This is a genomic window from Microcoleus sp. LAD1_D5 (assembly GCF_036702115.1).
Taxonomy (GTDB): Bacteria; Cyanobacteriota; Cyanobacteriia; order Cyanobacteriales; family Microcoleaceae; genus Microcoleus.
On record NZ_JAUBSA010000012.1, the window covers coordinates 77,913 to 98,939 of the forward strand.

Here is a 21,027-nt window from a genome sequence, read left to right on the forward strand (position 1 = left end):
TGTGTATGGCTTCGACAATTAAAGCTTCTGAAGAAAAAAAATCACAAATTGATCGAGCCTTAACCAATAAGGGATGGACTAGAGGGGAGAATAGTGAAGCTATTCGAGAAGCGACTCGCTATCTCGTCTTGTCGTATCTTCGTGAAAAAGAATGGACGCACGAGACTAAATTAAATCGCCAACAACTTGAAAGGTGTAAGCTTTTTGATAAAAAATCGCTCGATAAAATATTTAGAAATTTTTTAGCTACAACTTATAAAAAAATTCAACCAGAAATCGAATCGGGAGAATTAAAAGCCCAGGGAATTTCCTATGGAACTTTTAGCCATTTTTTATCTAGTAAACCCATAAATACAAGAGCATTTAAGGCTTATTGTGAGGTTTTAGGACTGAATTGGGAAGAGATTAAAGAATATCCACCACAGTCTGAACGGAAAAACAATATTGATACTGAAAGGCTATCTTGTAGAGGGTCGGAAGTGAGCGATCGCACCTTGGCACTTGTGGAGGAATACACCAAGCTCTTTGTTGGGCGCTCCGAGATGCTAGAACTCCTAGATAAGTTCTTAAATCAATCCGACAACAAATGGAAAATTATTACCGCCAAGGCGGGTTTTGGTAAAACTGCACTGCTAGCAAACTGGGTAAAATCACGCCAGGGAAACAGTGTGTTTATCGCTTATCATTTTTTCAGTCAGCGTGATGAAATTACCCGCCCAGTCGCTAATTCCTATCGTAATCTACTGCAACAAATTTATGATTACTGCAAACTGAGTAAACCGTTGCCCCAAGATGAAAATGAATTGCGCGAGGAGCTTTATCGCATTGTTAAAGACTGGAAAGATAAACCTTTAGTTGTCGTCCTAGATGGTTTAGATGAAGCCGATCGTCCCTTCCCGCCACCATTTCCTACTTCCGGTAATGCAAATGTATTCGTCATTGCTTCAGCGAGAGCCTCTGAAGGGGAAAAGCCAGAATACTTGTCTGGTTGGACAAATGATATTGAGCCGATACACCTCGATCGTCTGCCTCGTTGTGCGATCACAGACTGGTTAAAACGAACTGGTGACGGCGACTTGGCAACATTTGCCTCTGATAATAATTTCGTTGCCCAACTTGATGAAATTACTCAAGGCTTTCCACTTTACCTCAACTATCTAACTGATGAGTTGAGTCACGCTGCAAAACAGAAACAAGATATACGACAACTATTGGCACAAACGCCCAAGGGATTTGAGAACTATGTCAAGCAGCAGTTAAAGCGCTTAGACGAACTAGATTTGGTCGATGAAAGATGGCAGTTTTTGGCACTGTTGGCAGTAGCGAAAGGCGTACTTGAAAAACAAGATATTAAGGCAATTACTGGAATGCGCGATCGCAATTTACGCCAACTACATCAGTGTTGGCAAGTGACTCGCTGGATCAGGATTTCAGAGGATAAATTCTACGCTTTTGCCCACCCACTCTTGGGAACGACGTTTGCTATCCAATTGGGTGACGATGCTGAGGATGCCTTGGAGAAGTTGATTAACTACAGTAGTCATTGGCAAGAACACTCCAGTCCTTATGCGTTGCGGCATTATGCAGAACACTTGCGGGATGTGAAGCACTGGGAGGAGTTGTATGCGATCGCACGTAACGAAGACTTTTACTCGCACTCTATTAAACAGTTTCCCGATGAGCCTGACTTGCCTTTGAAGACGGTGCAGACTGCCTTGTTAGCCGCCGCCGAGGAAGACAAAGCAGGAGAAATGGCAGAATTTATACTGTTACACGCACGGTGGCTGGTACAGACAACATTACAACTGTCACCACTGGATGCACTGCGAGCTGGAAATTTAAACCGTGCCCAAGCGCTGGCAGACTTGTACGATATTGAACACTGTACTTTGTGGTATCTGCTACTGGTGTGGGAGTTAAAGGATGAAGGGAAAGGGAAAGAAGCACGAGAAATTTTAGATCGGTTGTTGGAAAAAAATTTACCTCAATTGTTCAACTGGAATGCAGAGTATGCTGCTTGCTTACTTCCCCATGTTCTGGATCTAAGTAAAAATGCTTTCACCAGTCTGCATCAGCAACTTTTGTCTGATAACAAAGCCTATCATGTTTTGTGCGAACATTTAAGCATTCATAACCATGCTGATTTAGCCATTGAAACCGTCCAAAAAATTGATCAGAAATTGGAACAAGTCAAGACTTTGAGTAAAATTGCAGCCATCCAAGCTAGAGCAGGAAGTAAGCCAGAAACACGAGATATTCTTGATTCTGCTTTTATGAAGGCAAAAGAAATTCACCACGATTTGGAACAAGCATGGGCGCTACGTGCAATTGCCACAGCAGAAGCCCAGGCTGAAGACTTTACCGCTGCCCAAAAAACAGTACAAGAGATTCACGATCAAGTTGAAAAAGCAGTAGCGTTAGGGGAAATTGCCGTACTGATGGCTCAATCAAAGCAGCCTGAAGCAATATATGTAGCCTTTGAGACTTTGGCTCAAGCTTTAAATATGTTGGAAACTATTGGAGATCAGCCACAACATAGATGGGCAAAGTGGTCATTGGTAGAAGCTCAATCCCAAATAGGAGATTTGAGTGGAGCCCTACACACTATACAAACTATAGGGACAATTCAGCCAAAATCAACGGTAGAGGCTCAGGTAATTCAACAAAAGACAGCTAAAGTCACGATTGATGATCTATTAAAGACTGCTGATGAAATTAGCAATCAAGTATTACGAAAAGAAATGTTTGAGATAATTGCGCTAGTTCAAGTTCGGTCAGGGAATTTTACTGGTGCGATTGAAACTATGCAGAGAATCGATCCCCAACCGGGATTAGCATGGCTGTTTCAGGAAATTGCATCAGAAAAAGCCAAGTTAAAGGATTTTACTGGAGCTTTGCAAACTGTTCAGAATATTGACCGTGAATGGATCTTGATAAAGACCATCCAAAACATTGCCAAGGCTCAAGTATACGCAAATCAACAAAAGGCGGCGCGGACTACCTTAGCTATGGCTTTGAATGAAGAATCTAGCCATCAAGCTATTCGAGAAAAAACATTCCAGGCCATCGCAATGGCTCAAGCCAGAGAGTTTGATTTAGCTAAAGAAATTGCACTCACTGTTGAATATGACCGGGCACAGGCATTTGCCTTTCGAGCAATCGCTGTAGCACAAGCACAGGAAGGAAAAATTGAAGATGCTTTGCAGACTATACAAAATATACCTTCCCATGTGTTTCGCTGGAACTTAGAACAAGCCAGAAGGGAAAATATCTACTATGAAAGGAAGGGGGCGTTACTAGAAATAGTGCTGGTGTGTATACAAGCCAACAAATTTGACATAGCTATAGGCGCTGCTCAGAAGATAAGTTCTGCTTTAGAAAAAGTTTGGGTATATAAAACTATTTCAGTTGCACAAACCCAAGCTGGGCAATGGAAAAAAGGACAAGTAAATCTAGCTCTTGCTGAGGAGATTGCCTTAAGTATTAACGATGAAAAAGAGCAATCATCAGCCTTAATAATAATTATAATAGCACAAACACAATTAAAACAATTTGGTGTCGCTCGGTTACTTGCAGATAGAATCAGGTGTAAATTGACACAAGTGGTAGCTTTGAGTACAATTGCAGAGTGTCAAATAAAGAGTGAGAATAACGAGGATAAGGAATATGCAAAAGCCACGCTCGATCTGGCTCGAAAAACTCTACAAGACCTCACTAAGCAGAATATTAATTATTATTTGGGACAAGCAAGTGCTTGGCGAGCAATTTCAGCGGCAGAAGTGCATATAGAAAATATAACTAAAGCTTTAGATACGGTGCGGGAAATTAAGGATGAAGCCGAACGGGTAGAAGCATTTGGGGCAATAGCTTCAGTACAAGCGCAACAGGGAGATAAATTAGGAGCACTAGATACTCTGCTTCTGGCGCGAGATAAAGCTTTAGTGATTAAGCATCAAGTCGGAAAAGATCGATTACTCCACAAGATTGCAGCAACACAAGCAAAGCTTAGGGAGTTTCCTACAGCTTTGGCAACAGTAAAGTTTATGAGCAGTCAATCATTCCAAGCATTAACCCTACAGACTATAGCGGTAATCCAGATTGAGTCTGGATTTGCACCGCAGGCTTTAAAAACAGCAGATATAATTCCAATTATCCGTTACTGGTATCTTCCAGAAATCGCTGCTGCCTTTGTTGAGATAGGCGACAAAACCAACTTCAAAAAGCTATTAATTCCCTGCGTTTACTACTTGGATGCTGCGTATCGGATGTGTGGATATTTAGCGCGGCTTTATCCAGAGCAAGCATCAGCAGTGGCAAAAGTTTTAAGTGATTTGAATGAAAGGGAGCAGTAGTTTGCGATCGCCCCTAAATCAACCAATATAACTGAAGGGCGATCGGCACAGCCTAAGCAACACCATAGCTTGTAAACTGCCTTGCATAGGGAGGCTGAAGACCCAAAACAATATCCTCCCGCGCCACACCCATCAGCACTAACTCCTCAGCAATCAGTTCATCAGTTTGATTGCGTTGAATCCAGACTTTTTCATTTCGGATATCTAAGTGGATCGGGCAACTATAAATCCGATTGTGACCGTCCCAACCTAAATCTAATATCTGATAATGGTCATGTTCGGTGTCAAACAATACCTGGATTTCTATGTCGCCATTGATGGGTTTAGTCTTGCTATATTCCATCAGGAAAGTGCGAACAATCTGCCGATATTTAGCTAATCGATCCATTCCACAATCACCTCATTCGTGGGGTCGTATACCAACAACTTCAAATCATACTCAGCTATCGCCGCTTGGGGCAAAGCACGAGAGAAAAATGAATTATAGGCAGCGATCGGAACTGCCAAATAGAGCGATCGATCTGGCTCCAAATTTTTGAGTGCTAGTCGATAATTCAAAAATTGACCGAGGGCTAGGTGGAAATCAAACATAGCTGATTCACTCAGAAAGCTTTTAACCTCCACCGCAATCTTCTGCACACCTCGCTCTGCAGCTAAAAGCTGTTCAGCCCCCAAGTCAATCCTGAGCCGATCGTCTTCGCTAAACTTTAGCTTCAGCGGATCGTGGGTAATTACCCAATTATCCTTCAGGAGAGCGGATTTCACAGACTCATGGAAAACATCCCTAGCCGACATAGACTTTACTCAAAGACCTAGTTTCCATTCTATCCAAACCCACGCACTTAGGAACTTAGCACAAATAGTATTATAACACTCAACCAAAATGCCAAGAATCAAATAAGCGCGATCGCCCTTTCATTCCCAAAAACCGATCGCCCTTTCATTCACCTCACCAAAAACGCCGCACACTCAACATGAGAAGTCTGAGGAAAGAAATCCGCCGGCTGCACTCGCGCTAACTTATAATCCCCATTTTCGCACAAAATCTTCAGGTCGCGAGCCAAAGTAGCAGGCTTGCAACTAACATAAACAATGCGATTTGGTTGGATTTCCTTGATAGCTTCCAAAACCGCGAGATCGCACCCTTTCCTCGGCGGATCTAGCAGCACAATATCCGGTGTCAATCCCAAGGAAGGCAGCAAACTCTCTACAGTTCCCGCCTGAAACTCGACATTTCTCACGTCATTTAACTCAGCATTTAATCTGGCTTGTTCGATCGCCGCCGGTTGCACTTCTAAACCTATCGCTATTTTTACTTGTTTTGCCAGGGGTAAAGTAAAAGTACCAATTCCGCAGAAAGCGTCAACCAAAATCTCGTTTCCCTGCAAATTCAATTCCCCTACCATCACCTCTAACAACGCTTCAGCCGCCTCTGTATTAACCTGGAAAAAAGTATCTGCTCTTAGCTGAAAATTCATCCCCGCAAAGCTTTCTCGCAGATAAGAACGACCAGCAACGCAGCGACTTTCTACACCAAAAATCACATTCGTTTGAGCGGGATTTATATTCAAACAAACCCCTGCCAGTTGAGGATATTGTTTCAGCCACTCTGATGCTTGCTCTTCGAGTCCCGGCAAGTCTCCAGTGCGAACTATTAAAGTTAGCAGCATCTCGCCGGTGCGCCGTCCGATCCGCAAGGACAAGTGACGCAATTCTCCTGTATGTTTCTTTTCGTCGTAGACTTGCCAATCCCGCCAGTGGATGTCTTCTTTAACTTCTTTTAACAAAGGATTGAGGCGCGGGTCTTGCACCGGACACTGATTGAGATTGACTAATTTGTGGGTGCTTTTTTGATAGTAACCTGCTTGGACTTGACCTGTTGCTGATATTGCCACGGGATACGTCGCTTTGTTGCGGTATCCCAAAAATTGGGAAAATCCCTCGATTTTTCCCGTTAAAATTTCATCAACTTGCGGATTGCTAAATCCGCCAATTCGTTCTAAGGCTTGAATGATTTGATTTTGCTTGGCTGCAAGCTGATATTGATAATCTACGTGCTGCCACTGACAGCCGCCGCACTTGTCGGCGACAATGCAGTTAGCTCGAATGCGGTGTTCGGATGCTTCGAGAAGTGTGTCCAGCTTGCCTGTAGCATAGGTGGATTTGACTTGCACGAGGCGGACAAGGACTCGATCGCCCGTCACGGTATCGGGCACAAACACTACTAACTCACCAAAACGACCAACTCCGTCGCCGGTGTCTGTCAAGTCGGTAATCTCTATCTCAATCAGTTGACCTTGCTGGCAAGGGTTTGCCAATTTCGTCGAGTTTGGGGTCGGGAATTTAGATTTGGTCACAAGTAGTCGTGGTAGGATTTAATATGGTAATGCAATATCGCTATCTCTTTCCTGAGATAAGTCGTAGCGAAGCGGGGCGTAAGCCATCGCACTCAAGCTCAATAGCAGGCCGTATTCCTGCTGCTGAACGTCTTGCTGCTAAAGCCAAGCTTCAACCTGCACGTCAAGCCTGCCGTGAGTTGTCTCGCTCGAGCCTGTGCGATATGCTGTTGGGGCGAGCTAGCAAAAACTCGTTAAACAGTCAAAGTGTCTGCCGACATCTAAACTCTCACTCGCAGTTTTTGAGTTTTTCCCCCAGTACCCTGAAACACAGGGAAACTGGCTTGAACATCAAGCATAACGTTTGCGGAGATTTACCTGCTACTTCTAATGTTGATAAATGTTAGAAGCAAAGTAAATCGCCCAACCAAGAATCTCATCTTTAATGGATGAGAAGGTCAATTAATCTTACTCTCAAATATCCTCAATTCTTTTGAATAACAATGAGCGTAGTTAGCCAACTAATTCTCCAAGCCGACGACGAACTTCGCTATCCCAGTACCGGCGAACTTCAAAGCATCAAAGATTTTTTTAAAACCGGAGAACAGCGGGTGCGTATTGCTACTGCGCTGTCTGACAGTGAGAGGAAAATTGTTGAAGAAGCTAGTAAAAAACTCTGGAAAAAACGACCTGATTTTATCTCTCCTGGGGGCAATGCTTACGGCCAGCGCGAACGGGCTTTGTGTCTGCGCGACTACGGCTGGTACTTGCGCCTGATTACCTACGGTATCTTGGCGGGTGACAAGGAGCCGATCGAAAGCATCGGTTTGATTGGCGTTCGGGAAATGTATAATTCTCTGGGCGTTCCTGTTCCTGGCATGGTCGAAGCTATCCGCTGTTTGAAGGAAGCTTCTTTGGCTTTGCTCAATCAGGATGATGCTAAGGAAGCAGCTCCTTATTTTGATTATATCGCTCAAGCAATGTCTTAATTGCTTTGGTGATTGCTTTCATGAATGTGGCGGAGCATTCGCGGGTGATTTTTGGGGTGATTTGATCTCGCAATTGCTCGCAAATGTTTCGCTTCTGTTTTGGGAAAGGAAGAGTTGACAGTTGACAGTTGACAGTTGACAGTTGACAGTTGACAGAATCAAAGGCAAGGGTTTGAGCAATTAACAGCGTCCTCACGGTTGGGTGCGGTTGCTAGTGTTAGGAAATCTGCTTGATTTCTGCTAGGAAGCAATGCAGTTTGAGCTTTCCCAGATTTCGAGAATGTCTTGTCTTTCAATGCACATTTGAACTAAAAAGTCAAGGGTTTTTGGGAGATATTGTTTTTTGAATTTCCGGCTGTCGCACTGAATGGAGGTTTTGATCTGCGAGAGTTCTTTAAGGGTGGGGCAAGTTTGGATGTGATGCCCGATCGCATTTTGCCATTCTTCCAGCCTGCGGTAGCTGACAAACAGACCCCCTCTATCCCGATGGTGGACGAAAACCACGAAAGCCCAGGATTCGACTCGCTTAATCAGGTTTTGGCTGATTTTGAGCAGTTGGGCGATCGACCTGACGGTGATGCGGAGCTTTTTCGAGGGTTGGATGCGGCGAAACAGTGCTGTCATGGGTGTCTATTTACTTTGTTCCAACATTGTAACACAATATAGTCAACTTGCAAACTTAAAAAGTGAAACTAGAAAGTCAGGCGTGATAGCTTAGCTTTATGCAGATAGGTGATGACTGATGGTTGTAGCAGAAGCTAGGCGAGAAAAAGAATACTTGAGACGGAGATTTACTGATACCGGGCTGCGGCGGTTGGGTAAATTCCTGCGATCGTGGCGGGAAGCTAGGGGGTGGAGCGTTCACGAACTGAGCGAAAAGACCAAGCAGCATGAGGCTCAATTTTATAATCTAGGGGGAGAGCCTTTGCCGAAAGTTTTGGGGGTCAGCATTGCAGGCATTTCGAGAATCGAAAATGGCTATTACAACAAGCCTGCACCCGATCTTTTGTGGCTGTTCCTCGATGTTCTCGAACCAGTTCACCCGGTTGAAAAGCGGTTGGTTACTCTAGAAGACTTACTGTTGATCGGAACTGAATTTTGGAACCCCAACGTCGAGGCGTAGGATTGACTTAATAGTTAAATTGGATCTGTAAAATGCCCGGATTTCTTGACTTTAAGGCTGTCGTCGATCAGGAAAAACTGCGCCCTGTGCGATTTACGGATACGGGACGCGGTAGATTGGGCAAACTTCTGAAAGCAGCTAGAGAGATTCGGGGCTGGTCAATTATTGAAACAGAAATGGTCACAAAAGAATACGAGGCCGCTCTGTTTCGGACAGCCGGAGATCCTGTACCAAAAGATGTCGGTATTAGTAATGCTACTGTTAGTCGCTACGAACGCGGGAAGTTAGAAAGTTTGGATTGGCGATCGCTCTCTCTGTTATGCTTTGTCCTCAAGCCGATCGATCCGGTGACAGGGGAAGCCCTAGAACCGACAAATGCTTTATATATCGCGTGCGAACATCCCCCATACAACAATGCGAAGCTATATGACTAGATTATTTGCAGATAGGTAATGTCAGAACTCTCTAACAAGGCTGTGGTAGATAATCGGCAGGAATTGCGTCCCGTTCGCTTCACTGAAACGGGGCGGATGCGTTTGGGGAAGATTTTAAAAGCAGCAAGACAGACAACAGGCTGGTCTGTCAGCGAAACAGAGTTCAAAACAAAGGGATATGAAGAGGCGCTGTTCACAGCTACAAATCAACCTGTACCCAAAGATGTGGGCATCAGTGCCGCAACAGTCAACCGTTACGAACGCGGGAAGCTGGATAATTTGGATTGGCGATCGCTCTCTCTGTTATGCTTTGTGCTCAAGCCGATCGATCCGGTGACTGGGGAAGCCCTGGAACCGACAAATGCGCTTTACATCGCTTGCGAACATCCCCCGTACAACGATGCGAAGCTTTACGAGTAGATTACCGATCGCCCTTTTGTTTAGCAATTAAAGCTTTAGCTTGCTGCCACAGAGATTCTAACTCTTCTGGGGCATAATCTGACAAAGGTCGATCGCACGCAGCCTCTACCTTCGCAAACCGCTGCACGAAGCGATCGTTTGTTCCTTGCAAAGCAGCCGACGGATCTAAATCGTACCAGCGAGCTAATTGAATCAACACAAACATAATATCTCCCAATTCTGACTGCTGCGCTGCCTTATCCTCGTGTTTGAGAGCGTGTTCAAATTCTGCCATTTCTTCGTGAAATTTATCCCAAACGCCGTCTACACTGTCCCAATCAAAACTCACTTCCGCAGCTTTTTGAGAGATTTTCATCCCGGCGGTGATCGGCGGCAAAGTGCTGGCATAACGGCTCATTTTTGAGGCTAAAGTTGCCGGCTTTTCCGAAGTTGTGCCTTTTTCTGCTGCTTTGATTTTTTCCCAGTTTTCGTTGACTTCATCTACGCTGTTGAGTTCGACATCGCCAAAGACGTGGGGATGTCGCCTAATTAGTTTTTCTGTAATGCCTGCAGCGATTTCGGCGAAGGTAAACTGATTGGATTCGCTGGCAATTTGAGCTTGCAGAATTACCTGTAACAGTAAGTCGCCCAATTCTTCGACGATCGCATCTTTATCTCCTTTGCGAATCGCGTCGGCGGTTTCATAAGCTTCTTCGATTATGTGAGGAATTAGAGTTTGGGGAGTTTGGGCTAAATCCCAAGGACATCCGCCGTCGGGCGCTCGCAATTTAGCCACAACTTCTATAAGTTCTTTGAGTGCTGTGAGCGATCGACTTTCTGAATTAGACATCGGAATTTACCTTTTAGATTTGCTAGTGCGGCGGGGAGGTTGGCGTTTGCGCCTCTTAATTGTGGCAGGAGGCCGCAACCCGCTCAATCCTTTTTTTTTGAATCTTTTGTAAGCCGAGCCGCCCCAATCGCTGAGATAGTGGCTCATGGCGCCGAATTCTAAGCCGACGTACACAGCTAAAAATTCGAGGGGGTGTTGACAGAGCGATCGCCAACAACCTAAAACCACATCCTCCCAAGTCCACCCAGGGGGGCCAATTTTTTCGGCAATTACCAATCCCAGTATCCCAAAAACCGCGATCCAGGTAGTCAGGTAAAAGATTCGCAAAGCAGTGCCAATTAGAGGGCCGTGGGACAAAAAAGAGCGGTGGCGCAGGTTTTTTTGGTATGGGAGCCAAATCGCTTTGAACCATCCCCAGCGCTGATACTGGCAAGAGTAGATATCTAAGTCCGGGCCAAACATCAGCCCGCCGAATAAGAAGCTGCCGGAAACGAGCAAAGTCAGGTTGCTGCTCTGAGTCTGGCCAAAGGTGAGGGCTGCCACCAAGGGCAAACTCCACATGGTTATTTGATCGTGGGTGCGGCCAGAGGGCATTTAAAGTTTAGGATTTTTTTTACTTGATCTTTCTGAGTTACTGTGATATGATAAATCCCGGTGAGTGCAATTGGGTGATTAGCTCAGTGGTAGAGCGCCTGCTTTACACGCAGGATGCCGTAGGTTCAAATCCTACATTACCCATCCGATAACTCAATATCAACAGTTTCAGCCGTTTTTAGCCTTCAAGCCGAGAACGGCTTTAACTGTTGCTGTGGACGGTTGACTTTTGAAGTTGGTGACGACTAAATTTAACATTCTGTGGCGGATGTCTCAAAAGTTGGCACCCAATGCTAGAAAATTAATTTATTGATTTTCTTTTTTAGAACCGTGTATATGAAGCCTAAAATAACTAGCCCGATCGCCTGGAAGCAAGCTGAACTGCTCATGCAGCCAGCGATGATCCGAGTGCTCGACAATATTCGCAAACAATTAGAGGAGTCAGTCTGGACGGGCACTTATCAAGAAGTGCAGATTCCCATTCCCGGCTATCAACTACTTTTAGAGCTTCAAGGCGAGCAAAGATGTGTCGATATTTGGGAACTTTGCTATCAAGTCTGCTTTGTCAACTACCAGCCCGCCCACACTCAACTGCCAAGTCAGGAAGTCGTAATTGATACTAGCTTGATTGAGGAGGACACTGGCGATGTAGATTGGAATCGTCTTGATGCCAAAGCCAGTCAATTAATACAAGAAATATTCGCCAATTTGGGCAAATAGTCAGTTGTCAGTTGACAGGAAAGCAGTAGTTAACGGTCAACAGTCAACAGTCAACAGTCATCAGTCAACAGTCAACAGTCAACAGTCAACAAAATTTTATGCTGATTCAGGAATTGCACGACATTCAAGCAGCGGCCGGTGCTACTTTTGCAGAGTTAACAACCAAAGAAATTGTGCCAGTCAGTTTTGGTAACGACGCAGAAGCGATCGCAGCAACGAAACAAGGTGTGGCTTTGTACGATCGCACTCACTGGGGACGCCTTCAAATCTCAGACAGCGATCGCCTGCGCTTCTTGCACAATCAAAGTACCAATAACTTCAATATACTCAAACCCGGTCAAGGTTGCGACACCGTTTTCGTGACTTCCACCGCCCGGACGATCGACCTCGCCACCGCTTACGCTACAGAAGATGCCGTACTGCTGTTAGTTTCGCCCAACCGCCGCCGCCAACTACTGGAATTGCTCGATCGCTATATTTTCCCAATGGATCGCGTCGAGTTAACAGATTTAACCGATACAACTATTGCTTTCAGTTTCCTCGGCCCGGAAAGCACTCAACTATTAGAAAAAATCGGAGTTACCGAACTAGAAAATCAACCTTACGCTACTCACAAATTGATAAATTTTGCAGGTATGGAAGTCCGAGTTGCGGTTGGTAGCGGTTTAGCAACTCCCGGATACACGTTAATTGCGCCAGCCAGCGATGCAGCCAAGTTGTGGCATGAATTAGTCAAAGCTGGGGCCGTACCGATGGGCGATCGAGTTTGGGAACAACTGCGAATCACACAAGGACGCCCCGCCCCCGATTTTGAACTCACAGATGATTACAATCCCTTAGAAGCCCGTCTTTTACACACGATTACCTATGACAAAGGCTGCTACATCGGTCAAGAAACAATTGCCCGGTTGAACACCTACAAAGGAGTCAAACAGCAACTTTGGGGCGTGCAGTTGAGCGGTGCGGTGGAACCCGGAACAGCAGTCACAATCGGAGAGGAAAAAGTCGGCAAACTCACCAGTTTTACGGAAACTGAATCCGGCTTTTTTGGTCTTGCTTACATCCGCACAAAAGCGGGGGGCGAAGGACTGAAAGTGCAAGTCGGATCGGTGTCAGGGGAAGTAGTAAATGTACCTTTCTTGAGTTCGTAGTTGCGCTCGGTCGCCTGTTGACGCCGCAACGCCAAAAACTTTTTTGTTGAGGTTGATTTGGGAAGGGTGCTAACACCATAAATTAACACCAAGTCCTATCTTTAGATAGATTTGCAAACCAACAACAGCAATTACTGTTTATAACAGTCGTCACAGAAAAAACAGAGTTTTTCAATGAAAAAGTTTACATCGCGCTTAGTTACAACTTGCCTGCGAGTAGGAATAATCTTTGCTGTAGGAATAGCGCTAATTTTTAGCTCCGAATTGGAATTATCGGGCAACAAAATGCAAGCGATCGCTACACCTTTAACTGCTGAAGCTAAGTCTTACGAAGTTGCCCGTCCCGATCGGCAGCCAACAAGCGATACAGAGAAGGATGCAAGTGGTGTACTTGACAATATCCGAGAAAAGCTGAATCTCGACCAACCCATTGCCCCCAGTACCAAAAGATTTATAGAATCGGTAAAAGATAACGTGGGCGAAGCAGTTACGCCGGCACAAGAAGCAGTAGAAAAAGCTACAGAGGGAGGTAGCAGCGATCGAGCCAACTAATTCAATCGCATCCAGTTTTCAAATATCATATTCTTAGTCCCTCTCTGCTGGGACGAAAGTTTGTTTAGTAGCGATTTCCAGCTCCGAATCATGGAAGGGATAACGAACCCGGATTTGATTGTTCACATCGGCACTTCAGGTTGGAGTTACGACCATTGGGAAGGTGTGCTTTATCCCCACCAGCTACCGCCTCGCTCTAGGCTCGATTGCTATATCCAGCACTATCAAACCGTCGAAGTTAATAGCACCTACTACCGCTGGCCACCAAACACTACCTTCGCTAACTGGCGAGAGCGTCTCCCCCAAGGATTTCTGATGACCGTAAAAGCGCCCCGTGGTCTAACCCACTCCAAGCGTCTTTACTCCCCAGAAAAGTGGTTGGAACGGATGAGTGAGGGACTTCAATGCTTGGGCGATCGATTGGGTATTCTGCTCGTCCAGCTCCCTCCCCAGTTCGGCTGCGATTTGCCTCGCCTAGCCTACTTTCTAGAACAGGTGCCCCCCTGGATCAAAGTAGCTGTCGAATTCCGACATCCAAGCTGGCACACAGAAGAGGTATTTTCGCTGCTGGAACGCTCTGGAGCGGCTTACTGTGTGATGAGCGGCGCCCACCTTCCATGTATCCTGCGCGCAACGGGCTCCTTCGTCTATGTGCGCCTCCACGGCCCCGACGCCAACAATCTCTACGGCGGCTCCTACTCGGATGATGATTTGCATTGGTGGGCCGATCGCATCCACGAGTGGGAAAGTCAGGGGCGGAGCGTGTTCGTTTACTTCAACAATGACGGAGAGGGAAATGCAGTTCGCAACGCTTCAAAGCTAAAAACTTTTGTGGAGAACGGTACTTCCTGACAAGCGAAGATTGAGACCGTTCGCATTCTTTTGGGCGCATTCAAAAACGTTCCGCAGTCGGATTTAATCGCACCTTTGGCATTTCCAGAGTGTCAGGTGTCTGTGGAGGATTTGCTCAGGAGGAGTGCACAGCCCAGTTGTGAGTGAGGAAATTTTAAAAATTTATTGACAGACTGAAACAAACTTGCAATGCTGTATCAGCCATCCGCTACAGACAGGACTTTTCAAGGCAAGCGTTGTTTTTTGGACGCTTGCTACACAAACGCCCAACTCTAACTTAACTGCTTGTAGCCAAGTATACGCTTGATTGTGGTTATAAGTCCCTCTAAAGAATTATGTGTAGATTCTCCTGAAGACAGATGATAGCAGCGACCAAGATAAATAATATACAAAGTGTACAGAGCTATTAGGTAATCTAAGGGCATAATTTAAAAGCAGTCTAGCGCCTTATAGGAAAGACATTCGACTTACGCACTTGCCCAAGCTAAACAAAGTGGCAGTAGGTGGCGTATTCTTGTGCCTTACTTCAGGTTAATGACTACTTGATATTTGATACTTAATTAATTAAGTTTACCTGATTTCTTCTTTCTCTGTTCTGCCTGTAAGACCCTAATTACTCTGTTGTTATAAGTACCTCTAAAGAATCGTTTGTAGATTCTCCTGAAGACGGAGGATAACAGCGACCAAGGTAAATAACATACAAAGAGTACAGAGTTATTAAGAAATCTAAAGGCATAATTTAAAAGCAGTCTATTTGCGCCTTATAGGAAAGACATTCGACTTACGCACTGGCCCAAGCCAAACAAAGTGGCAGTAGGTGGCGTACTCTTGTGCCTTACTTCAGGTTAATGACTACTTGATATTTGATACTTAATTAATTAAGTTTACCTGATTTCTTCTTTCTCTGTTCTACCTGTCAGACCCTAATTACCCTGTGGCTAAACGTTTCCTTGTAGATGCCACAGAGTATGCCTAAGATTTTCGCACTTTAAGATATTTGTTCTGCAGGTAGGTCATGGGCTATACCCAGACAGACCTATTCTTTTTTACTTGATTATCCACTTATCTAAGAACTATCATGGTTAACTTACTCAGACCGCCCAGTGTTTCTTCAAGTTCTCGCTTCGGTACTGTAACTGGTTTGTGGAGAGAACAGTCTCTTTACGACAGGAGGGCGCTTAAGACTGGTATCGTTCATTTCGGGCCTGGTCGTTTTTTTAGGGGCCACCTCGCCTACATAATACATAACTATCTGGCACAGAAAAATTCCCAAGAGCAGAGATGGGGGATTTGTGGGGTTAGCCTCAAGAGTCAACAGACCATTACTAGGTTGAAACCGCAGAGATTCCTTTACACTTTGACCAAACACTCTAGTTGCGCTCAAAAGCGTGAGGAAGCGGAAGTTATCGGTTCTGTCAGGGAAATTGTCGATGGTAGAGAGAAGTGCTACTATGTGCTCGAAAAGATGGCGTCTTCTTCTGTGCATCTTGTGACTCTGACAATTACTCAAGGAGGCTACCATCTAGACAAGAATTTTAATCTCGACACAGCGAATGAAGACATCGCGCACGATTTGCAAAATCCTTCCACTCCAACAACTGCAATTGGCTTTATAGTAGAGGCGCTACGCCGACGACGCGATCGCAACATGACCCTCTTCACCACCCTTTCTTGCGACAACCTGCCAAGAAACGGGGAGATCCTGCGAAAAGCAGTGCTAGCTTACGCTGACTCGATCGATCCTCAACTTGCAGAATACATCAGGGATAACGCCACATTTCCTAATACGGTTGTAGACAGGATTGTGCCTCAAGAGCAAGAATCCGACTATAACTACCCCAACCGACTGTTGCAAGTTCGAGATCGCGCACCCATTGTAACCGAACCATTTTGGCAGTTTGTCGTGGAAGACAAATTCACAGGCGATCGACCCAAGTGGGAAGATGCGGGGGTCATTATGACTAGCGACATCACTCCCTTCCTGTATATGAAGTCGAGATTCTTGAATGCAGTACACTCCTTCATAGCCTGTTTAGCTGTAAGAGCAGGTATAGAGTATATGCACGAGGCGATAACGCTACCGGAATTCAACTTGTTTACTCGGCTTCTCATGGACGATATAGCGGCAGCAACACCAGTGCCTCGCGAGATGTGTGAACAATATATGGAGGAGGTGTTACGAAGACTGAGTAACGAAGATCTTCCCGATACTACTGAGAGAATCTCTTCAGAAACAGCAAGGAAAGTAGGCAAGTATATATTTCCCATACTTCAGGATGCTTATAGCCGAAAAGTCAGCATGAAGCGGATTATACTTCCCGTTGCCGCGTGGCTGCTTGCAGTTAGAGAGGGGGTGAGCGAGTCTGGTCAGTCCTATCATCCCAAGGATACCGTAAGCGCAATTACAGCGATTCAAGAAGGCGCAGTGATTAGCGGGATTTTGGGATTGGAGAATTGCGAACATACACAGGTCGTAGATAATGAATGCCACCAAGCTTTGCGAGATCTCCAGACGCAAGGACTATTGACTACGCTTAAAAATTACAGTGAGGGAGGTCTTTTGAATGAAAGCGCTTCAGCATGATTTGGTGGTGCTTTTCGATCATGACGGAACTGTCGTTGATAGTGAAACCATAGCACTTAAGAGCGCATGGAGGCTGACAAATGAAGTGGCTCGTGAGTTCCCTGGCGCTCAACACTATGAGCTTGAGGACTTTGTTAAAAGCTTCGCCGGGAAACCCTACAGGGAAATACTCAAAAAGCTTTACCCAGACTCATTAACCAGTCTTAATGAACACGATATTGACAGGCTAGTGGCTGAAGAAGAAAAGAGAGCGATTGAACGGCTTACTGTACAGGCAAAAGCAACTTCAGGAACGCCCCAAGTGCTGTCTTACCTGCGCGACGACGGATTTGAATATGCACTTGTAAGTAACAGCAGCTTACAGCGGCTGAGTGCTTGCCTTACTTCTGCTGCCCTGAGCGACTATTTCCCCAGCGAGCAGGTATTTAGCGCTCACGACTCTCTCCCCGTTCCGCGTCCCAAGCCACTTCCTGACATCTACCTACATGCAGTCAAGTGTCTGGACGCAGAAGTTTCCGATTGCGTGGCAATTGAAGATTCTATCAGTGGTGTAAGGTCTGCCGTTGCCGCTGGAATTGGGCAGATTATCGGTTATGTAGGGGGGACTCATATAAGCGAGGATGAACGAAAAAGCCGTGCAGATGCTCTTGAGTCGGCTGGTGCCCACCAAGTTATCGAGCGGATGCACGATCTTATCGGTCTGTTATCAACAACCCCAGTGTAAGGACACGGGGCATCGCGGGATCGCTTGATGCCCTTAGTTAGGATGGTGAAAGATGGCGTTGCTGAATATCAAGAATTCTGGGCCATCGAACGCTTTACCTTATAAATCCACCCTTGACTCAGACTCAACACCTGCGAATAAGACAAGTCCGTATCTAACACCAAATCAAACACAAACGGCTTAACTAAACGGGGAAACCATCGATGAAATAGCCTTCCTATCGTCAACCGCAAGAAAAACTCAACCACCAACAACTTCGTGCGAGGAAACGAATAATTTGATAACTCTTGCAAGGCATGGGCATCCGGGACTCGCTGCTCTGAAAATAAAGGCAAAACCTTCCCCCAATCATCCCCATACTGCTCTAACAATTGTCCCAAAATCAGTACATCCTCTAACGAAGAATTACACCCCTGGCCAATCGAGGGAGACACCGCATGAGCAGCATCGCCAATCAGCAACACACTATCGCCCTCATGAAAGCGATCGCAACGTACCGTTAACACCCTCGCCACTGGACGCTTCAGCAACGCCTCCGCTTCTTCCCACGACATCAACTGACCAAACAGCGGGAAATTTTCCTCAAAAAATGCCTTGACTTCTTCTTTCGTGGATAATCCTTCTAGGGGATTAGTCTGTGCCTCAAAAATAATCACGCCATTCAACTGGTCTCCTGGCTGGGGTACCATTAACATCCGGGTTTTATTATTCAAATTCCAGGCATGGACTTTATTCGGTTCTAACTCCACTCCTGCAGTCGGATTGAGCCGACTTAAAAACACAGATTTATAGGCATCCGGAACATAGCTTTGGGAACACGGCAAGCCTGCATTCTCGACTAAATACTCTCGAATTTGCGATCGCGCCCCATCGGCACCCACCAGTAGATCGTAGTGAACGGTAAAGCTATCTCCTTCTGAAGGTTTCAACATCAAGGTTTTGGCCGTTGCATCCACAGCCGTACATTCACAGTTGAAATGTACTTTAACCTGATTCGGACTAGAGGTTTCGGTTAATTGCTTCAACAGAATCGTCACGAGGCAATTGCGATCGATTGTGAGCACCGGATTTTCGCGAGGAACCGGCCGGGATTTGCCCTTTTTCCGATAAATAATCGTCCCGTGACAGAACACACTTTGAGCGGCGATCGCCTCCTCTAACCCAACAATGGCTCGAATGGCTTTTCTGCCCCGTTCCTGAAGCGAGAGCGGAAATGTGCGGTTTCCAGAAACATCAGTCAACCGAGGATCGGGACGACGTTCATAGATATGAATATGGTAGTTGCCCCGACGCAATAAATAATGTGCCAGTAGCAGTCCAGCCGGGCCCGCTCCAATAATCACAACGTTTTGAACCATAGGGGTTTACCGAATACTATGAGTTGATGTACCGAACTTTATTATGCTTGCCGGCAGAGCCGCGACTTCTGAATAAAATTGATTCAGGGCAATCAGGGTTTCAACAAAGAAGTGGGGGATCTGGGTTGTCTTTTCATGTCCCATCGGCAACCTCTGAAAAGTTAGACATTCTCAAGAATAGCTTGGGCGACAGCTTCATCGGCGATCAGTCTTGCGATCGACTTCCCATGCAGAGCCGCCAAAATTGACTCCACCTTTTTCACGCATCCTGCAATACTGATAATAAGCCGTCCTCACAAGGCCATAAATTAAGATGAACAGCAATACCACCACAGGCTCAACAATCAAGCTGAATCAAGCATCCCTGTCTCGTTTACCTGGAAACGTGCGCGTACCCAATTACGATCGCCATCAAGTTACTAATGGAATTGTGCATATTGGGGTTGGTGGATTTCATCGATCGCACCAAGCGCTTTATCTCGATGATTATTTCCATCAGAATCCTGGTAGTGATTGGGGAATCTGTGGTGTTGGATTGCTGGACTATGACTACGACAGGCGGATGCGGGATGCGCTTCAATCCCAAGATTGTTTGTATACTTTAGTTGAGCGATCGCTAGAAGGAGATCGCGCTAGAGTCATCGGTTCAATCACTCAATACCTTTTTGCACCAGACAATCGTCAAGCAGTTATTGAAGCATTAGCAGCCCCCGAATGCCGAATCGTTACTCTAACGATCACTGAAAGCGGCTACTACTACATTGAAGGAAGTGGCAATTTCGATGTAAACCACCCGACGATGCAGCACGATTTGCAACATCCTGACAAACCACTTGGGACATACGGTTTTTTGACAGCCGCGCTCGAAAAGCGGCGTAAACAGGGGTTGGCACCCTTTACAGTCTTGTCCTGCGACAATATCCAGGGCAACGGCAACATGGTGCGGAAAATGCTAACGACATTTGCCCAAATGCGCGATCCAGACTTAGGAAGTTGGATTGCTGAACACGTTGCGTTTCCCAACTGCATGGTCGATCGCATTACTCCGCTGACAACCCCAGCAGATATCAAAATGGTGGCTCAACAGTTTGGTATTGATGATGCGTTTCCATGCGTCGCGGAGCCTTTCCTCCAGTGGGTAATCGAAGATACCTTTTGTGCAGGCAGACCCGATTGGGAATCCGTTGGCGTACAGATGACTAAGGATGTTCATCCCTATGAAATGATGAAAATTCGGCTGCTCAATGCCAGCCATATGCTGATTGGCTATCTCGGCTCTCTGGCAGGTTATAACTACGTTTATGAAGTCATGGCTGATCCCTTGTTTCAGCAAGCAGTTGCTAACCTGATGGACGAGGTGACACCAACGCTCCAACCCGTTCCTGGGATCGATTTAGACGATTATAAAAAAACTTTAATTGAACGGTTTTCCAATCCCAAAATTCGCGATCAGCTTCCACGCCTTTGCCTGAATGGGTCGGCCAAAATTCCTAAGTTTGTTTTGGGATCGATCCGCGATAAATTACAACTTGGAGGTGCGATCGATTACCTAAGTTTGACGATTGCTGCTTGGTGTCGATACATCAATAGTCATGATGAACAAGGGCAACCTATTCCCATTGATGACCCATTAGCAGACATCCTTACTCAACGCGCCAGTTTGAGTGAATTAGATCCCAGACCATTACTGGGCCTATCTGAAATTTTTGGAGATTTAGTACAGTCACCACGTTTCGTCGAGACTGTTGCTGACCAGTTGCGTAGTTTGCATGAGTTCGGTGCTAAAGGAACGCTAGCCCGATTGTCGTAGGCACCCTCCGCATCCGTGAGGAAACCTATTTGACACTGCCACGGCTGCACTACGTTAAAGCCGTGGGGTTCTCCCGTCTAGCCCAGCTCTATGTCTACGAGTGCAAAGGGAAATTCAGCAGCCAGTACAGCGCAGTATTTATTGAGGTCATACTTTCGTATCTTCCCTCTGGCAAAAGCATCTATCTTAAGGCGGATTC

At 45.8% G+C, this 21,027-nt stretch carries 20 protein-coding genes and 1 tRNA gene; 13 read left to right on the plus strand and 8 right to left on the minus strand.

The annotated features are described in order from the left end of the window. Positions 1-5: 5 nt before the first annotated feature. A complete protein-coding gene (locus QUA70_RS08335) occupies positions 6-4,352 on the plus strand; it encodes an ATP-binding protein (protein ID WP_333348700.1) in 4,347 nt (1,448 codons plus the stop codon). A gap of 52 nt (positions 4,353-4,404) precedes the next feature. Here QUA70_RS08335 and QUA70_RS08340 read toward each other — a convergent pair whose 3' ends face one another. The 3 genes from QUA70_RS08340 to rlmD all read right to left on the minus strand — a co-directional run bounded on the left by QUA70_RS08340 (position 4,405) and on the right by rlmD (position 6,709). Then, positions 4,405-4,740 (minus strand): XisI protein, encoded by a 336-nt coding sequence (locus QUA70_RS08340; protein WP_106146449.1) that lies wholly within the window; start codon positions 4,738-4,740, stop codon positions 4,405-4,407. Next, entirely contained in the window at positions 4,728-5,147 is a 420-nt protein-coding gene (locus QUA70_RS08345; protein ID WP_333245691.1) for an element excision factor XisH family protein, read from the minus strand. Before QUA70_RS08345 ends, QUA70_RS08340 begins: the two co-directional genes overlap by 13 nt. Before the next feature lie 149 nt (positions 5,148-5,296). Next, on the minus strand, positions 5,297-6,709 hold the full coding sequence (gene rlmD, locus QUA70_RS08350) for a 23S rRNA (uracil(1939)-C(5))-methyltransferase RlmD (RefSeq protein ID WP_333348698.1): 1,413 nt from the start codon (positions 6,707-6,709) through the stop codon (positions 5,297-5,299). 482 nt (positions 6,710-7,191) lie between these two features. Between rlmD and QUA70_RS08355 the strand changes: the two genes are divergently transcribed. Next, a complete protein-coding gene (locus QUA70_RS08355) occupies positions 7,192-7,677 on the plus strand; it encodes an allophycocyanin subunit alpha-B (protein WP_333348696.1) in 486 nt (161 codons plus the stop codon). Between the two features lie 240 nt (positions 7,678-7,917). On the opposite strand, the gene QUA70_RS08360 is transcribed toward QUA70_RS08355, so the two are convergent. Continuing rightward, complete coding sequence (locus tag QUA70_RS08360; protein WP_333348694.1) at positions 7,918-8,301, minus strand: hypothetical protein; 384 nt, start codon at positions 8,299-8,301, stop codon at positions 7,918-7,920. 118 nt (positions 8,302-8,419) lie between these two features. Here QUA70_RS08360 and QUA70_RS08365 point away from each other — a divergent pair, with 118 nt between their 5' ends. From QUA70_RS08365 to QUA70_RS08375, 3 genes are read left to right on the plus strand one after another with little or no spacing between them, the layout of a single operon-like run. Next, positions 8,420-8,800, plus strand: coding sequence for a helix-turn-helix domain-containing protein (locus QUA70_RS08365; RefSeq protein ID WP_333030075.1), 381 nt, complete (start codon positions 8,420-8,422; stop codon positions 8,798-8,800). A gap of 32 nt (positions 8,801-8,832) precedes the next feature. Next, on the plus strand, positions 8,833-9,234 hold the full coding sequence (locus QUA70_RS08370; protein WP_333348692.1) for a helix-turn-helix transcriptional regulator: 402 nt from the start codon (positions 8,833-8,835) through the stop codon (positions 9,232-9,234). An 18-nt stretch (positions 9,235-9,252) separates the two neighbouring features. Next, positions 9,253-9,654, plus strand: a complete 402-nt coding sequence (locus tag QUA70_RS08375) for a helix-turn-helix transcriptional regulator (protein WP_333331323.1) — start codon at positions 9,253-9,255, stop codon at positions 9,652-9,654. Between the two features lies 1 nt (position 9,655). Here QUA70_RS08375 and mazG read toward each other — a convergent pair whose 3' ends face one another. Together mazG and QUA70_RS08385 are read right to left on the minus strand one after the other, a co-directional pair. Continuing rightward, the gene (mazG, locus tag QUA70_RS08380; protein ID WP_333348690.1) at positions 9,656-10,483 is read right to left on the minus strand and encodes a nucleoside triphosphate pyrophosphohydrolase; all 828 of its coding nucleotides are present in this window, start codon (positions 10,481-10,483) and stop codon (positions 9,656-9,658) included. A gap of 6 nt (positions 10,484-10,489) precedes the next feature. Beyond that, positions 10,490-11,077: a metal-binding protein gene (locus QUA70_RS08385; RefSeq protein ID WP_333348688.1), complete on the minus strand. Its 588-nt coding sequence runs from the start codon at positions 11,075-11,077 to the stop codon at positions 10,490-10,492. Between the two features lie 72 nt (positions 11,078-11,149). Here QUA70_RS08385 and QUA70_RS08390 point away from each other — a divergent pair. From QUA70_RS08390 to QUA70_RS08420, 7 genes are all read left to right on the plus strand, one after another. Beyond that, positions 11,150-11,221, plus strand: a tRNA-Val gene (locus QUA70_RS08390). 192 nt (positions 11,222-11,413) lie between these two features. Beyond that, positions 11,414-11,797, plus strand: coding sequence for a hypothetical protein (locus tag QUA70_RS08395; RefSeq protein WP_333348686.1), 384 nt, complete (start codon positions 11,414-11,416; stop codon positions 11,795-11,797). Positions 11,798-11,898: 101 nt separating this feature from the next. After that, positions 11,899-12,948, plus strand: coding sequence for a CAF17-like 4Fe-4S cluster assembly/insertion protein YgfZ (gene ygfZ, locus QUA70_RS08400; protein WP_333348726.1), 1,050 nt, complete (start codon positions 11,899-11,901; stop codon positions 12,946-12,948). Positions 12,949-13,122: 174 nt separating this feature from the next. Further along, on the plus strand, positions 13,123-13,500 hold the full coding sequence (locus QUA70_RS08405) for a hypothetical protein (protein WP_333331762.1): 378 nt from the start codon (positions 13,123-13,125) through the stop codon (positions 13,498-13,500). A 90-nt stretch (positions 13,501-13,590) separates the two neighbouring features. After that, the gene (locus QUA70_RS08410) at positions 13,591-14,352 is read left to right on the plus strand and encodes a DUF72 domain-containing protein (protein WP_333348684.1); all 762 of its coding nucleotides are present in this window, start codon (positions 13,591-13,593) and stop codon (positions 14,350-14,352) included. Between the two features lie 1,078 nt (positions 14,353-15,430). Then, complete coding sequence (locus QUA70_RS08415; protein ID WP_333348682.1) at positions 15,431-16,936, plus strand: mannitol dehydrogenase family protein; 1,506 nt, start codon at positions 15,431-15,433, stop codon at positions 16,934-16,936. Continuing rightward, positions 16,917-17,660 (plus strand): HAD family phosphatase, encoded by a 744-nt coding sequence (locus QUA70_RS08420; protein ID WP_333348680.1) that lies wholly within the window; start codon positions 16,917-16,919, stop codon positions 17,658-17,660. Before QUA70_RS08415 ends, QUA70_RS08420 begins: the two co-directional genes overlap by 20 nt. A gap of 68 nt (positions 17,661-17,728) precedes the next feature. On the opposite strand, the gene QUA70_RS08425 is transcribed toward QUA70_RS08420, so the two are convergent. Together QUA70_RS08425 and QUA70_RS08430 are read right to left on the minus strand one after the other, a co-directional pair. After that, a complete protein-coding gene (locus QUA70_RS08425) occupies positions 17,729-19,018 on the minus strand; it encodes an NAD(P)/FAD-dependent oxidoreductase (RefSeq protein ID WP_333348678.1) in 1,290 nt (429 codons plus the stop codon). Positions 19,019-19,179: 161 nt separating this feature from the next. Further along, positions 19,180-19,302, minus strand: coding sequence for a sugar-binding domain-containing protein (locus QUA70_RS08430; RefSeq protein ID WP_333331791.1), 123 nt, complete (start codon positions 19,300-19,302; stop codon positions 19,180-19,182). A 29-nt stretch (positions 19,303-19,331) separates the two neighbouring features. Here QUA70_RS08430 and QUA70_RS08435 point away from each other — a divergent pair, with 29 nt between their 5' ends. Beyond that, positions 19,332-20,828 carry a mannitol dehydrogenase family protein gene (locus QUA70_RS08435; RefSeq protein WP_333348676.1) on the plus strand — a complete coding sequence of 499 codons (1,497 nt, stop codon included), beginning with the start codon at positions 19,332-19,334 and terminating at the stop codon, positions 20,826-20,828. Positions 20,829-21,027: the final 199 nt, after the last annotated feature.